This is a genomic window from Sphingobacterium multivorum (genome assembly GCF_900457465.1).
Lineage (GTDB): Bacteria > Bacteroidota > Bacteroidia > Sphingobacteriales > Sphingobacteriaceae > Sphingobacterium > Sphingobacterium multivorum.
In genome coordinates, this window is the sequence record NZ_UAUU01000002.1 from 116,832 (window position 1) to 130,882 (window position 14,051).

Annotated in this window: 18 protein-coding genes; 2 read left to right on the top strand and 16 right to left on the bottom strand. The window is 36.6% G+C overall.

Features of this window, described 5'->3' with window-relative positions; genetic code table 11:
- Positions 1–316: 316 nt before the first annotated feature.
- The 11 genes from DTA23_RS00670 to DTA23_RS00720 all read right to left on the bottom strand — a co-directional run bounded on the left by DTA23_RS00670 (position 317) and on the right by DTA23_RS00720 (position 8,300).
- The gene (locus tag DTA23_RS00670) at positions 317–664 is read right to left on the bottom strand and encodes a hypothetical protein (RefSeq protein ID WP_112373525.1); all 348 of its coding nucleotides are present in this window, start codon (positions 662–664) and stop codon (positions 317–319) included.
- A gap of 54 nt (positions 665–718) precedes the next feature.
- The gene (locus DTA23_RS00675; protein ID WP_112373526.1) at positions 719–961 is read right to left on the bottom strand and encodes a colicin E3-like toxin immunity protein; all 243 of its coding nucleotides are present in this window, start codon (positions 959–961) and stop codon (positions 719–721) included.
- A 23-nt stretch (positions 962–984) separates the two neighbouring features.
- Complete coding sequence (locus DTA23_RS00680) at positions 985–1,503, bottom strand: hypothetical protein (protein ID WP_146752978.1); 519 nt, start codon at positions 1,501–1,503, stop codon at positions 985–987.
- A gap of 376 nt (positions 1,504–1,879) precedes the next feature.
- A complete protein-coding gene (locus DTA23_RS00685) occupies positions 1,880–2,101 on the bottom strand; it encodes a DUF7336 domain-containing protein (RefSeq protein ID WP_112373528.1) in 222 nt (73 codons plus the stop codon).
- Between the two features lie 109 nt (positions 2,102–2,210).
- The gene (locus DTA23_RS00690; RefSeq protein WP_112373529.1) at positions 2,211–2,651 is read right to left on the bottom strand and encodes a tetratricopeptide repeat protein; all 441 of its coding nucleotides are present in this window, start codon (positions 2,649–2,651) and stop codon (positions 2,211–2,213) included.
- Positions 2,652–2,971: 320 nt separating this feature from the next.
- Positions 2,972–3,451, bottom strand: coding sequence for a cupin domain-containing protein (locus DTA23_RS00695; protein ID WP_239468731.1), 480 nt, complete (start codon positions 3,449–3,451; stop codon positions 2,972–2,974).
- Between the two features lie 38 nt (positions 3,452–3,489).
- Positions 3,490–3,900: a Dabb family protein gene (locus DTA23_RS00700; RefSeq protein ID WP_070565284.1), complete on the bottom strand. Its 411-nt coding sequence runs from the start codon at positions 3,898–3,900 to the stop codon at positions 3,490–3,492.
- Between the two features lie 11 nt (positions 3,901–3,911).
- The gene (locus DTA23_RS00705; RefSeq protein WP_112373530.1) at positions 3,912–5,237 is read right to left on the bottom strand and encodes a hypothetical protein; all 1,326 of its coding nucleotides are present in this window, start codon (positions 5,235–5,237) and stop codon (positions 3,912–3,914) included.
- 87 nt (positions 5,238–5,324) lie between these two features.
- Positions 5,325–6,704 (bottom strand): sensor histidine kinase, encoded by a 1,380-nt coding sequence (locus DTA23_RS00710; protein WP_112373531.1) that lies wholly within the window; start codon positions 6,702–6,704, stop codon positions 5,325–5,327.
- The gene (locus DTA23_RS00715; protein WP_112373532.1) at positions 6,701–7,390 is read right to left on the bottom strand and encodes a response regulator transcription factor; all 690 of its coding nucleotides are present in this window, start codon (positions 7,388–7,390) and stop codon (positions 6,701–6,703) included. The genes DTA23_RS00710 and DTA23_RS00715 overlap by 4 nt, the downstream gene beginning before the upstream one ends.
- Positions 7,391–7,589: 199 nt before the next feature.
- Positions 7,590–8,300, bottom strand: coding sequence for an SH3 domain-containing protein (locus tag DTA23_RS00720; RefSeq protein ID WP_146752979.1), 711 nt, complete (start codon positions 8,298–8,300; stop codon positions 7,590–7,592).
- Positions 8,301–8,595: 295 nt separating this feature from the next.
- Between DTA23_RS00720 and DTA23_RS00725 the strand changes: the two genes are divergently transcribed.
- Positions 8,596–9,522: a hypothetical protein gene (locus tag DTA23_RS00725; protein ID WP_112373534.1), complete on the top strand. Its 927-nt coding sequence runs from the start codon at positions 8,596–8,598 to the stop codon at positions 9,520–9,522.
- Between the two features lie 226 nt (positions 9,523–9,748).
- On the opposite strand, the gene ybiA is transcribed toward DTA23_RS00725, so the two are convergent.
- The 4 genes from ybiA to DTA23_RS00745 all read right to left on the bottom strand — a co-directional run bounded on the left by ybiA (position 9,749) and on the right by DTA23_RS00745 (position 12,306).
- The gene (gene ybiA / locus DTA23_RS00730; protein ID WP_112373535.1) at positions 9,749–10,507 is read right to left on the bottom strand and encodes a riboflavin biosynthesis intermediates N-glycosidase; all 759 of its coding nucleotides are present in this window, start codon (positions 10,505–10,507) and stop codon (positions 9,749–9,751) included.
- Between the two features lie 308 nt (positions 10,508–10,815).
- The gene (locus DTA23_RS00735) at positions 10,816–11,088 is read right to left on the bottom strand and encodes a toprim domain-containing protein (protein ID WP_112373536.1); all 273 of its coding nucleotides are present in this window, start codon (positions 11,086–11,088) and stop codon (positions 10,816–10,818) included.
- Positions 11,089–11,258: 170 nt separating this feature from the next.
- The gene (locus tag DTA23_RS00740; protein WP_112373537.1) at positions 11,259–11,483 is read right to left on the bottom strand and encodes a hypothetical protein; all 225 of its coding nucleotides are present in this window, start codon (positions 11,481–11,483) and stop codon (positions 11,259–11,261) included.
- 376 nt (positions 11,484–11,859) lie between these two features.
- Complete coding sequence (locus DTA23_RS00745; RefSeq protein ID WP_112373538.1) at positions 11,860–12,306, bottom strand: nuclear transport factor 2 family protein; 447 nt, start codon at positions 12,304–12,306, stop codon at positions 11,860–11,862.
- A gap of 244 nt (positions 12,307–12,550) precedes the next feature.
- Here DTA23_RS00745 and DTA23_RS00750 point away from each other — a divergent pair, with 244 nt between their 5' ends.
- A complete protein-coding gene (locus DTA23_RS00750) occupies positions 12,551–13,354 on the top strand; it encodes a type 1 glutamine amidotransferase domain-containing protein (RefSeq protein ID WP_239468732.1) in 804 nt (267 codons plus the stop codon).
- Between the two features lie 73 nt (positions 13,355–13,427).
- Here DTA23_RS00750 and DTA23_RS00755 read toward each other — a convergent pair whose 3' ends face one another.
- Positions 13,428–13,952, bottom strand: a complete 525-nt coding sequence (locus DTA23_RS00755; protein ID WP_146752980.1) for a hypothetical protein — start codon at positions 13,950–13,952, stop codon at positions 13,428–13,430.
- Positions 13,953–14,051: the final 99 nt, after the last annotated feature.

Sequence of the window (14,051 nt, forward strand, 5' to 3'; positions counted from 1 at the left end):
TAAAAATTGGCGTCGTACAGTGAAAATCCAATAGTCTTTAAAAACATTGGATGACGAAACAAAAAAGAGGAAACGATAGGAAACATAAAGATTACTGTACAAATAAACGCTAAGAGAAAGGGTCTGATTTAACATCAGGCCCTTTTGACGTAAAAAAGCCACATCTCCCGACCTGGCTCTACAACATATATATTTATTTGAAATCGCTCTTATTTATACGAATTTATTGATTTAGATACTTTCCAATCATTCCCCACACGCTCCAAGATAACTAAATCTGTTTTGGTAAAATCTTCAAAACAAAAAAAGACCTTGATCATAGGTCCTTTAAGTCTTTTAAGAAGAAATTTTGAAAAACACAATCCCAATCGTTAGAACCATAAACGAATAGTTCCAAATTAACTAATTTAAAATTTTCAATATTTCCAATGAACCCAATCCCGATTTCCAATCCTTCTGTTATTATGATTTTATCAACTGAGAGAATATCTTCGGAAATTGGGAGAATATCATTTTCATCATAATATTTTAAGAATACGTATTGCCCCATACCGGTACATTCTCTTTCACCTACATATATTTTATCAATATGAGTATACAAAACCGGGTATTTCTCTGCTAAGGCAAAAAGCAGAGCCATTTCAAAAACTGTCAATTTGTTCATTACAATCCTTTTTTACTAAAAGCTGATATTTCTATGTGTAAAGTCTCCTAATTATCAAGCCTGAAAACAATCAATTTGATATATATATTTATCAAATTCGAATTCAATGTCTACATATTTTTTTAGAATTTCAGATTCCGCTATATTAATATCATAAGGATTGTACATTAAAGGATCTTCAATCGGAGGTCTAAAAGTCTCCTTCAAAAGATCTAAAGGTATAAAGTCTATATTAAATTCACCAATAAGCCTCTCATCTCTTCTATCAAACCAACTAATAATACGCCCTATTTTCATAAAAAATCAATTATTTCGCAATTTCAAAGTTCTTGTACATGAGTAAAATCTCGCTCTATAAGTCTAAATTTTGAATTATCTAGCTTGTATATGGAGTGTTTATAATCCGTTGGTGATGGAAAATCTATTAGCTCTTTATTTTTGTTTAACTTCCTCCGCTTTATAAATATCTTCGAAGCTAAAGCTACTTCCGGTTTTATATCTAATAATTTCTCAGCACTTTTATGTATTCCAATAATCCTACCTTTTATTTGAACTCCGAGGATCTCTTTTGAATTGCCCAACAGATAATCGTATAATAAATCCCTTCCCATGTAGAAGATATTTAAAGTAGAATCAGCTTTCTCAAAAGAGACAACCGCATCCAAATTGAAGATACTCGAATTTACTTCAGTTATTTCTTTAAAAAAAACTTTGTCAAGTTGATCATTGTTGTGCTCAATTACTGGAAAAATAACATTGGATTGAGATTTCACCATAAAGCATGAAAAGCAAAGCAAAACTAAGATGTGGATTTTAAGGGTATATTTTATCTTTATCATATTGCGCATAAACTTGGTTATAAACTCTGAATAATTTTAAAATGGTTCGTGGAAAATATCTGCTCATTGCTTTAGAATAAACTCCTCAATTTATTGCAAAAATGACAGAATTTGAAATACTATTTTGACTTTTCTGGATATTAATATTTCCTATATTTCAACAATAAGGGAAAGCTCAAGGAAACACATTTTTTTGCAATAAGAAATAGGCCTTCCATTTTTCGGAACCTGTTTGGGACAGTAAATATTGAACAAGATACTCTTAAAATTACTGAAATGGAAGCTATATTTAAATAGGAAATTACGGAAGGCAATGCAGCATAACATTAAAACTTATGCTGGGGACGGGTTTTTATTTATACAAAAGTTATTAAGTTCATTCGGTTATAAAGCCAGAAGTCCAGTTATCCTTATCTATTTTATATTCTGATATCTCAAAACCCGCTGTATGATCCCGGAAACCTTCTACTTTGGACATTCTTACTAACGCATTTTCAGCAAGTTCCTTGGTACTGTAAACTCCTATCAATTTCACGTCTTCTCCTCCATCTAATGATTCGTCAAAGTGGGTGTGCCATAGCAAAAATACATTCTCCATATCATTGATTATTTATTTTCATCATCATTTTTATTAACTCCAATGCTCATTTTGGCAACAATCCTCTAGATTACTTACAATATCAAAAAGAAAATCTTTACTATAGAAATTATAGCCTGTACTTCCCTTGTTTTATTTCCCTTTCAAATATTTTCAAATTTGCTTTTGCAATAATTGACCCGAGTTCAGCCCCTCTTTTATATAATGCGTAACTCATCTTTAAATCTTGCTGAATCCCTTCGCCTCTTTCATAAAAATCCGCTAGGTTATTATAAGCCTCTGCATAACCACCATTGGCCGCCTTTGTATACCAATAGATACATTTCTTTGGATTGTATAATGGATTATTAACACCTAAAAAATTAATTGAATCAAACTGTTGCGCATAATCATATTGACCTTCCGGATTACCGCTATAAGCACTTTTTTTTATGTGATCAAATGCCAGCCAATATAATTTGTACTTTTCTTCGGAAGAGAGAGAAGAAGGATATTCTTGTATCTTCCGACTAATTTCCTTCGCAATTTCAAAGTTCTTGTCCTTTCTCAAAATCTATGGTTTATTTCTTATTTCCCAATGGGCTCCCTCTGGATTATCAATAAGGGGATTCCTAATTTTAGGCCAACACAATTTATAAAAAAAATCACTTTGATAAAACTATTTCAAATTGGCTATCGTTCTTACAATACAAAACGGCTACAAGCTACCTTTCAAATGAAAGGTTCAACATAAAAATTGGCGTCGTACAGTGAAAATCCAATAGTCTTTAAAAACATTGGATGACGAAACAAAAAAGAGGAAACGATAGGAAAAAAGAAAAATTACTGGCAATGTTGTGCCACAGGTCAGACTGCGGCACAACATAAATGTTAGTTATTTTTTGTTACGAAAAGATCATCAGCCCCCTCATTGATAGGGATATACAATCTTTCCCAGCTTTTTGAATGAACCATTTCCCAGCTATGCCCAGTACCTTTCAAATCTTCAGCCAAAAGAATCGTTCCAGGTTCAATTAAAAAAGTTGAACCATCGCTGACTTTAAATTTGATTTTACCTTTCAGCGTAACCACGTATTGTCTTCTTGGAGCTGGATGAGCGTTTTTCTCCCATTCTTCTGTTTTATTGCTTGTCCAAAATGTACTCGTATTGGCGTGTTTCAATGTTGGAATAAAGCCTTTTTGAAACGAGCAGGTTCCATCCGGATTGTTGATCAATCGCACTGCAGGCATTTTACCTTCGGCTTCCACGTTGACCTCCTTAATTTTTCCATGACCTTCTTGCGCTTTCACAGCGGTTAAGCTTGATGCTGCCAATACGCAAGCAATAGTTAGTTTGGATATCATTTTCATTTTGTAATGTTTGAAATTATTATTTTGTTGTTTTAATTTTAGAATTCATAAACCGTGTCGTGCACCATCATCCGTTCAAAATAAGGTTTGTATTTAGCGACAAGGGCGAGATGTCCCGGCAGTTTACCATAAGCCTCTAGTTCCTCCAATGTCGCAAATTCCATGGACGCATTGTAGGTAAACGAGTTGTCCAATACCGCTCTTGGGGAAGAAGCAGCTGGCTTGCCATAACGTACATTTTTGACATAGGGAAGCTTTTTAAGACCTTCAAAAAACTGTTTAAACTCTTCTACCTGTTCAGCAGACAAATCAGGTTTTAGCCAAAAAAGCAAATAGTGGAAATACACTTTTTTTGTTTTCGCTTTTTTCTCTTTTGCCATCAGTGAGGTGGCCGCAAAGCTCATTACGCCAGCAGTACCTAGTGTAAGGATAAAATCTTTTCTTTTCATGTTATTGCTATTTAATTAAAATCAATTCTATATTTAAGCACAAATGCCCACTTGTGATCTGTTACCACAGCTTGATCCGCAGCATTTAAATTATAGATCGGACGATTTTGCGCATCAAAAGTCAGCCGGCTGCTATTACCGTGCATCAGTAGCGAGATACCTGCATCATAAATTAGACTTTTGTCTTTCAATGCCTTGTAGTCCCCTACTTGTACAGAAACCGCTGGCTGCAGCTGTAAATTATGTTTGGATGGATTGAAATAAGGGAGTGTACCGCCGACCTGTGCGTAAAATGTATTTCCCGTGCCAGCATTTGGCAAGCTATTTCCCGCACCATTCAGGCTTGCATTGGCCGCATCGATACCTGTCGCGGGGTTGTTTGTCCCTGCAAAGCGGAGATAGTTAGGACCATAATCGCTGTGCATGGCCATACCATAGGCACTAATCGAAGTTCCTTTCTCTTTGTCGATGGGCGCGTCATAGATGATATCCGCTGCAAAATTGCGCATATCGTCATTTTTGGTCATCTGCCGTTCATCCAGATGCCAAAGGGCATTGTGCATATACTCAAATCCAGCCCCTATGCTGAGCACATCTTTTTTACCGAGGTATGTACCCGAATTGAATGGCGTTTCGTTACTTTCTTTATCGTGAAATGCGTAGCGGAAGTAACCTGACACATCTTTGCGTGCTTCATTTTTGCTGAAGGTGGCTTTATTTAATTTTGGATCAGCACTGGCGGCGGAATATGGATCAGCCAGTACCACCCGATAGTCAAATTTTCCAAGCTGCCCTTTTGCATAGATGCTCATTTCACGCACGACCATATCAGTAGCTCCAGTATTGGATGTCGCATACAGGGGCAAGTCGTAAAGCAGCGTATTGAGCGGTCCTGTTGTAAAACGGGAAAGACCGCGCCAAGTCGAACGGCCGCCACCGATCGCAAATTTGGGGCTGAAACTATATTCCGCATAGGCATCCAAGAGATCCATATACGTATTAGTCTTGCTGTTGACGTTTACGTTAGTAGGCCCCATCTGTAATACAAACAGTAAATTTTCGGTAGGCTTATAAGTCATCTTTGCCCTAATACGCCGCAAAGAAAGATCAGATACATTCGAAACGGACTCGTTGTTTACCAAGCTTCCCGGATTGAGCTGGCTATATCTCGCCCACAGCTCAGCGTATCCGCTGAAGCTGATATAACGTGTATGCTCCTTATTTAAGAAATGAGTAAGTTTTGGATTTCCAAAATCATTGGTTTGCGCCTCGGCGAGCTCTGCGCTACCTAGTCCCAAACTGAGGAACAATGCCAAGGTAAGCTGTTTTCTATTCATGATTCAACCTAATTTTGTTTTTTTGATAAGTCAAAATTAGGCTGAATATGGAGGTGATATTATTAGAAAACCATTAGAATTTTTAGCTTATTCAAGCTCCTTTGGATAGGCCAGTTTAAGTTCGACTGAAAACACAGTCCCTACATGGAGAGTTGAATTAACCGCTACGTTACCCTGATGCATCTCAATAATTCGCTGAACAATTGAGAGACCGATGCCATGTCCCTCTTTTGAAGGCGTACCCGCCACACGGTAAAACAAATCAAAGATATGCGGGATATCCTTGCTGTCTATTCCGATACCATGATCTATTACCTGCACCTTCGCTACGGTTTTATTTCTGGAGAGCAGTACCTGGGCATGCCGATCGGCACTATATTTACAAGCATTCTCGATCAGATTAGCAAAGGCCACTTTCAAGAGGTAGGCATTTGCAGATACCAAGATTTCCTCTTCGTCGATTGCAGCATTAGCATCAAAAGAGATGCTTACCCGATAGTCTTTATTTTTCTCTAAGACCACTAACTTTGCTTCAAGCAGTATTTCATCCAGTCTGATTTCTTCAAAATTTACCTGCGAACTATCGTAGTTTGCCCGGGCAAAATCCAGCAAGGCTGTCGAAAGTACCGTAGCCTCCTTCGCATCGAGCAATGCCCTATCAATAGAGTTAAAATACTCATCCACATTGGTATTCAGCTGCTGCGCCAATTCCAGTTCGGCGATCATAGCTGCCAAAGGTGTTCTAAACTCGTGTGAAATAATGGATACAAAATGGCGCTGGTTATTGAAAGATTTTTCCAACCGATTGAACGTATTGTTGAATGTTTCGATAAGTTCTGAGAGCTCATCTTTTGCATTACTATAGGAGACACGCGTGCTCAAGTTATGTTCGGACACATCCTTGATCTGATGTATAATGTAATTGATTGGCTTAAGAATATAACGTGCAAATAGAAATGAAGAGAAAAAAATAAAAAATAGGGCAACGATATAAATCGTTATCAAAATATTTTTCAGCCGTTCCATATGTGCAAAACCCGTTACATCGTACGCATGTCCGATCAAGAAAAAAGGCTTACCCTCAAATTGATAGTTTAAGCCCATATACAGTTCTTTGCCTTGCTCCCATGTAAAAAAATTAGACGTTTTGAAAGATTCCAATTTAACATCGGGATACGTCGGTTCGCCTATATCGGAAAAAACAACCCTATTCTGCTGATCGAAAACAGTAATCTGGGCTTCGTTGATCAGCTTTTTATTTTGTTCATGAATTCTTCTTATCTGATGTTCCTGCACCTGTGCATCAAAAATAAATTCTGCGCGCCAGATGATCTTATAGCGCAGCCGATCCACAAATTCTTCCTGCCGATTTAATTCCGAAAAGAAATAAACCGCATAGGCGAATAGAAACAAGATGATAGCCGAAGAGAGCGTAAATACCCAGGAAGTTCTATTGACAATCTTCATTCTTTATTGGATAAAATAAATCCATGTCCGGATTTCGTATGAATCAATTTAGGTGAAAAATCCCGGTCTATTTTTTTACGCAAATAATTGATATATACATCAATATAGTTTGTTCCGGTATCAAAGTTTTTGCTCCATACATTACGTGCTATTTCATCCTTGCTGAGCATGGTCTCACTATGTTTCAAAAAGAAGTGGAGGAGATCAAACTCTTTGGGAGTCAACTTGATAAGTTGACCCTGACTATGAACCTGCTTACTCCGGAGATCAATACTGATACGATCATAGGTCAGCATCCCCTGAATCTCTTCTTCACTGATTTCCCTGTGCCGCTTGAGCAAGACAGCGATACGTGCAAAAAGTTCACGTATTTCAAAAGGTTTCACCATATAATCATCGGCTCCCGCATCAAAACCAGATATTTTTTCATCAATACTGCCCAATGCTGTGAGCATGATGATTGGGATCCTCGGGTAAGCCGCACGCATCTGTTTACTGAGCTCAATCCCATTCATTCTTGGTAACATGATGTCTATGAGAAGTAAATCATAGTCAACAGATTTGGCTTCTTTGATCGCTGATTCCGCATCACCAAAAACATTGACCAGGTAGCCCTGACTTGCTAATCCTTTTTTCACACTCGAAGCAACGCGTTCATTGTCTTCTACGACCATTATTTTCACCATTCTAGCATGCTTGTATGTATCTACTAATACTCCTGGACAAAGTTAGTTATTTTTCAAAAAGGCTGGAGAGTTCGGTTTCAACTTATTAAATGTAACAGCAGTATAGTCAAAATCCTATGCGCTCCTCATAGTAGCGCAGCCTCCATGAACTTTAGACAACGGTCAGGAAAACTCGGTAAATTTACCGTTATCGTTATTGCTAAAATGGCATGGTTACAACTCGTGCATTATATGTACCTTTTTTAATCTCAAATAAAACTGCATACCCACCAGCCCCATCGCCGTTAACAGTACTGATATATAAAATATCATTTGAGTCATCATAGTAGCATGTTGCAAACTCGTTGTTTACATCAAATAGGCTTTCAATTTCCCTTGCCGGGATCTGGATAAATCTTCCCTTTATAGTAGCTTCAATGGAGGTATAATGGCTTGTAGGGATTTCGCCACCTGTTCCCCAGACCTGCTGCTCTCTAAATTTGTCTACAACGGTATAGCCATCATATTGAGTCGATGAAAAATCACCTTTATTTTTTTCATAATCGGAACTATCTGAATTTATTTGCACGGTTATATCTTTTGCCATAAATTTTGCTGTGCCTTCATCAGAAAATACAGTAGGGATCTGCTTATAGGATTCGATATATTTAATTCTTGAATGGTGTACATAGCCAGTGATACTCTTGTTGCTTTTGTCTGTATAATCTACAATTACCCAATCGCCGAACTGGTCATCAGGAAATGCATAAACAATTTCATCAGCAGCAATTTTTGAAACAACCGCACTATTCACTGTAGCTTGTTTCCTCACATTTACATAGCCGTCTTTATCAATGATTTTTGCAAATTGGGCCGAGGCCAATTGGCATACTGTGAGAAAAAGTAGTACTAAAAGATATCTGTGATTCATTTGGTATAAAGTTATTACTAATAATATTTTGCCCTCAGCTTAATAAGGTCTTCGATCATTTTATCTTCTTTAATTGAGGTACTGTATACAAATTTAAACTGAAAGCTGATAATTTCGTTACTTTTATTTCATTTGCTACTTTTTAATTACTCAGCTCATAGCGATAAATTTCCCTAAACTTATTACATTCAAAACCCAGCGCAGCATTACATATTATTTCACTGGCAGAAGAATTGATTTCAAAAAGTTTTGAAATAACCGTAAATTCATTTTAAAATAATAATGTTGAATTAGAATGATGAGATACTTTATATTGACAATCGCTTTTTGTGCATTCGTGTTTGTATGCTGCAGTAATGAAAAAAATGGTAAAAGTGACATTAAAAAAAATGACCAAACCGACACGGAGGGAAAACTTCCTATGAAATCTTATATGCTCAATCACGAAATAAGAAATATAGACTATGAAATATATTTAAATGATTTTCTTATTGCCCATTCACAGGAGAACAATGGTATCCCTGGCCCTTACAAGTTGAATCAGTACATTTTTTCCAGTGGAATACAGGAGGTGAAAATCAGGATCTCGTCAAATAAGAGCCAAAAATCGATAACTTCTGATATGCTCAATGAAATAAGTAGAAACACAGGGATCTACCTGCTTGAAAATAAAGATTATGGTAATATTAAGGAGATCAAAAAACTTGAATTTCCAGCGCTTGAAAAACCGCTAGATGCTTATACGCATACCTGGGATTTTGAAGCAGAAGCGCCAACTTCGGTCACAAGTCTGAACAATTCCCAGGATCTTTCAGAAATGAATCAAAATAAGCTACAGGTGGAAGTATTAGCAAAATATGATCAACTACGTAAATTTTTGCTGTCAGGACATACGGATGAGTTTCTGCGAGAAATCGCAAACGCGAAAAGTAATCTCTTTATATCCGAAGGTTTTTCGGAGGCCGAGCAGGAAGCATACAATGACAAACTTAAAAAGTACCTGTCTGCACATAGCGATCTACTTCCCGACCTTAAGGAATCTGCAATAAAATTATTCGGGCACGGAAAAGCCGTTGCACTTGAGCAAAACCTCACACTGTCATCTGGAGAAAACAAAAAGAATGACGAGCAAAATTCTAATTATATAATTTTCCACAAACCTCATGGATCTGATTCATTTGAAGTGTTTCGCTACTTTATAGCTTATTCAGGTGGAAGGTAGGTGTGGCATGCTGAAGCGGTGACAAGCTACCTTTCGAAAGAAAGGTTTAACATAAAAATTAGCGTCGTACAGTGATCCAATAAACGTTAAAAACATGGCATAACGAAACAGCAAAGTCTACCCGAATTGTTCGATTTAATTTTATGTATAATGTAATTGGCTAAATTCGGCATGTCAAAATAGCTTGATCAATCTTTTCATGAAATGGGGACATTCCTATTTTGAGCTAATAAAAATCCATCCATGAATAAGGAGGAGGATAGGTCAGTTGATATATCGTTTGTTCCCTTTCAGACAGATTATCATAATAAGTACCGAATTCGCTCAAATATTCCTCACCCAATCCCATTCTCCAAAACATATCCCTACTGTCCTTATCGGAAAACTTCGACCAAGGCGGTGGCATAGCGTTTTGAAGTGCTTGAAATTGCCCAAATTGACCTAGAAAATCTCGTACTTCCATCAATGCAAAGCCTAATAAATTTTGACCGCGCCAACAATAGATGTTTTCAATATCGACGTCATCTTGTGCAAGTCCAATACCCCATATGGCATCAACGGGGCTTGCCTCAACAAGAACTCTATTTTCTGTTTTTAACAGATATTCCGCCAACGCCCAATATTGATTAAACTTATGAATATTTCCGTTCCTAACAATCTCAAATTTGCGTTCATTCCAAATCTGATCATCATAGCCTACAACTTGCCTTCCCAACTCTTTGACCTCACCCGGTTTAATACAGTTGATGATTTTCTCAAAATTCTTCTTATCATCAAAAAGCAATGCTTTTTGGGCCATCATCCAATGTTCCGCAGTCCTATAGGTAATATTATCTACTGTAAACGGACTCTCATACCATTGACTGAAAACAAATTTTCCAACTTCCTGATTATGCTTAGCTGTATGTCCCCAAAAGAAAAGAAATTTGAAGCTATCTCCATTTTCAAATCTATCGGTTAGCCACTTGATAGTATATTTTACCATATGCTCAATTCAAAATTGATCGCCTATTATCCATCGACATACAATGATACGCAAAAAATTGAAGCCACATCTCTCGAAGTTGCTTCACAACTTATCTATTTGTTAGGGCTGGCTCTTATTTATACGAATCGATTGATTTGGAAGATTTTATAGCATACTTTGGAATGAACTGTGTATTTATTAGCACCAAAACAGCTACAATCTAAGTTAACAATTATGCTACATATTTATTTGCCATCTAAAGCCTTATACTTCACGAAATTCTACAGATTGAATATTAATGAAATCAATAGAAATTTTAGTTTCTATTAGCTTTTATGACCTTTTGAATCCTCTACATATAAATCTAGAAAAATACAGCCACTTTTATATCCGTGTTCGAGATATGGCTTATATTGAAAACTGTCTTTTCTTCCTTTAAATTTATAATCATATCTTAGTAAGGTATAATCATTATCCCAAAGATAAATTTCGATATCTGTTCTAAGAGCTCTTTTAACAGCAATATAACGATGTAACAAAAGTAAACTAATGCCCAATGTTGCTACAGCTAGATAAAATGTTAATTCATTTAAACTCATTTTTATTTTCTCTAATAATAGTATCTACAATTCAAGTAATAGCATAGTGTTCCATAAAGCATTCATAACTTGGGTATTCATTACCCAAACGCTCGCATTTTTGTTAATTTTGATAAACTCCTATGTTGCCATTTGTCATTGCAGTTGCCTGTAAAATACATAAGAAGTCTTTAATGGGGAGTTTTTCTTGTACCATTGAAGGGGGCATGTAGTAAATCGTTTTCTGTGCCAATTAGCGTATAAATGCCGTCCTTCCGTTCGATCCCAACCAAAATATCTGCTCCTAGATTATTTAAGTACTGAATTATTTCACTATGCTCATCTCTATAGTTTTCTGCCGATAACGTATCCAACATATTCCGTTTTATTCTCGCTTTTAGATTGATACGTTTCATTTTATTCTCTCATTGAACTCAGCTAAAAGTATTAAAAAAATACGCTATTAAAACTATTTGTAAACGACTATTGTTCTTACAATACAAAACGGCTACAAAATTCCTTTCGAAGGAAAGTTTAAATATAAAAATTGGCGTCGTACAGTGAAAATCCAATAGTCTTTAAAAACATTGGATGACGAAACAAAAAAGAGGAAACGATAGGAAACATAAAAATTACTGTACAAATAAACGCTAAGAGAAAGGGTCTGATGAGAATCAGGCCCTTTTGACGTAAAAAAGCCAGATTTCACGACCTGGCTTCTAAACTAAACTTAAATAGATGATTCACTAGTGGTATGTCTTTTATTATTTGTAAACCACTAGTTATTGGCTCTTATTTATACGAATTGATTGATTTGGATACTTTCCAGTCATTACCCACACGCTCCAGAGTGACAAGATCAGTCTTGGTGAAATCCTCAAATTTCAAAGTCACTTTAGCGATCATATAATCTGCGGATTCTTCTAAAATATCTGTGCTTACTGTACAGTTTAGCTTCTCTCCTTTTTGTTTTTTGAAGGATTTAACCACTTCGCTACGGCTGTTAGACAACGCATTGGTAGTTTGGATCTTTTGATTAAAATCAGCTGCAAATAACTGCTCTACGCCTGCTGATTCGCCCCCAGTCGTTACTGCAACATAGTGCTCTAAAGCGAAATCAGCGGTGGAAAGGTTAACGTTTGCTTTTGTTGCTTTTGCTCCAGGTCCTTCAGCTGCCATAGCGAAAGTAGATACTGCGATTAAAGCTGCTGCTGTGAATGTTTTTACTAATGCTTTCATAATGTCTTTATTTTATAGTGTTAGTTTTTCATCTAAATAATTTGTTCTTCAATTGTGATGAAGCTATTATGAGCATTTCCATCGATGCTCATGATGGTTTTTGTTCTTATTTGTTGACTCAAAACTACGACACAATAGGCCCCTAGCCTATCGGCTTTAGACTAACGATTAGGAAAACTCGGTGAATGGCGGAAATGGGAAGGTGAATTTTAATTATGTGATGTAGGTCACGTTAAATTACGATATGAAATCGAGAGATTTGTTCCAACAAAAAGAAAATCTCAACGATATGAAAGCAAAACAACTCTTTATACAAATAGGACTATTTTTGACTTTATTCACCCTAATAGTACCCCATTGCTATGCAACAAATCGAAAACCGAAAATTCTATTTGTAGTAACTAGTCACGATACAAAAGGTAATACAGGCGAGAAAACAGGTTATTATCTCGGGGAAGTCTCACATCCCTGGGAGGTTTTAACAGCGGCTGGATATGAGATTGATTTCCTTAGTCCACAGGGAGGGAATCCACCTGTGGATGGATTTGACCTGACTGATCCTGTTAACAAAAAATTCTGGGAGGATAAATACTACCACAATAAAATCACCCATTCCCTTAAACCTTCTCAGGTAAAACCGGAAGATTATAAAGCCATTTTCTATGCCGGAGGACATGGTGCGATGTGGGATCTGCCTTTCGATTCGACAATCGCAAAGATTGCAAGCAAGATATACGAAGCAAACGGCGTTGTCGCAGCTGTGTGTCATGGTCCTGCTGGCTTGATCAATATCAAACTGAAATCCGGTGAATATTTGATAAAAGGGAAAAAAGTCAATGGCTTTAGCAATGAAGAAGAAGAGCTTGTAAAGCTCAGCAATGTTGTTCCCTTTCTACTAGAAGATAAACTAAAAGCTATAGGTGGGATTTATGAAAAATCAGAGCCTTGGCAGTCGCATGTCACCATTGACGGCAGATTGATCACTGGCCAAAATCCTCAATCAGCCAAGGCCATAGGCATGGCCATCGTCAAGGCATTAAGTAAGTAGTAAGGTATACTTCTCAAGATAACAACATTGGCCTTTGAAAAACCATAGGGTCTTTCAATATTATTGCGGAGAATCAACTCAAGAATATTATGATACGTAATATAATTAAACCAACAACAACTAAACAGATCATAAGTGGAGCAATGATGCTTCTCTTCTTATATTTTATTCCTTTCAAATATTGATCCCAAAACCCAAACTGCAATATGGCGGCACCTATTCCATACAACAAAATACCAGTGAATCTACTCTGATCAAAATAATCTTTAAATTCATTGTATACTAAAATTAACGCTAGGGTATAACCAAATCCAAATAGGAGTGTTGCCCATGCTTCTTTTTTCTTGGATAATGTGAATAAGTTAATCGCTAACAATATAGCGCCTGTAAATAATCCGAATAGTATACTAAAATACCATATTGCTTTTTGAGAATAGAAACTGACGGAAGCTTTTTCAGCATCTTCATCAATATCCCATGTGTTAAGGGATTTGTAATCAGGTTCCTCTTTTTTCCTTGATGCTATAAGTTGATTTATCTTAACAATTTCTGTTTCGGAAAAAAAATAGCCCCTTTTTTTGAGAATGTCGAAAGCCATTTCTATAGCTTCAGGGACTGATCGGGTATCTTCTGAAGTATACCGCAACAGGTCCTTATTGGATAGTTTTTCTAAGACTGATCTTTTTACCATAAACCT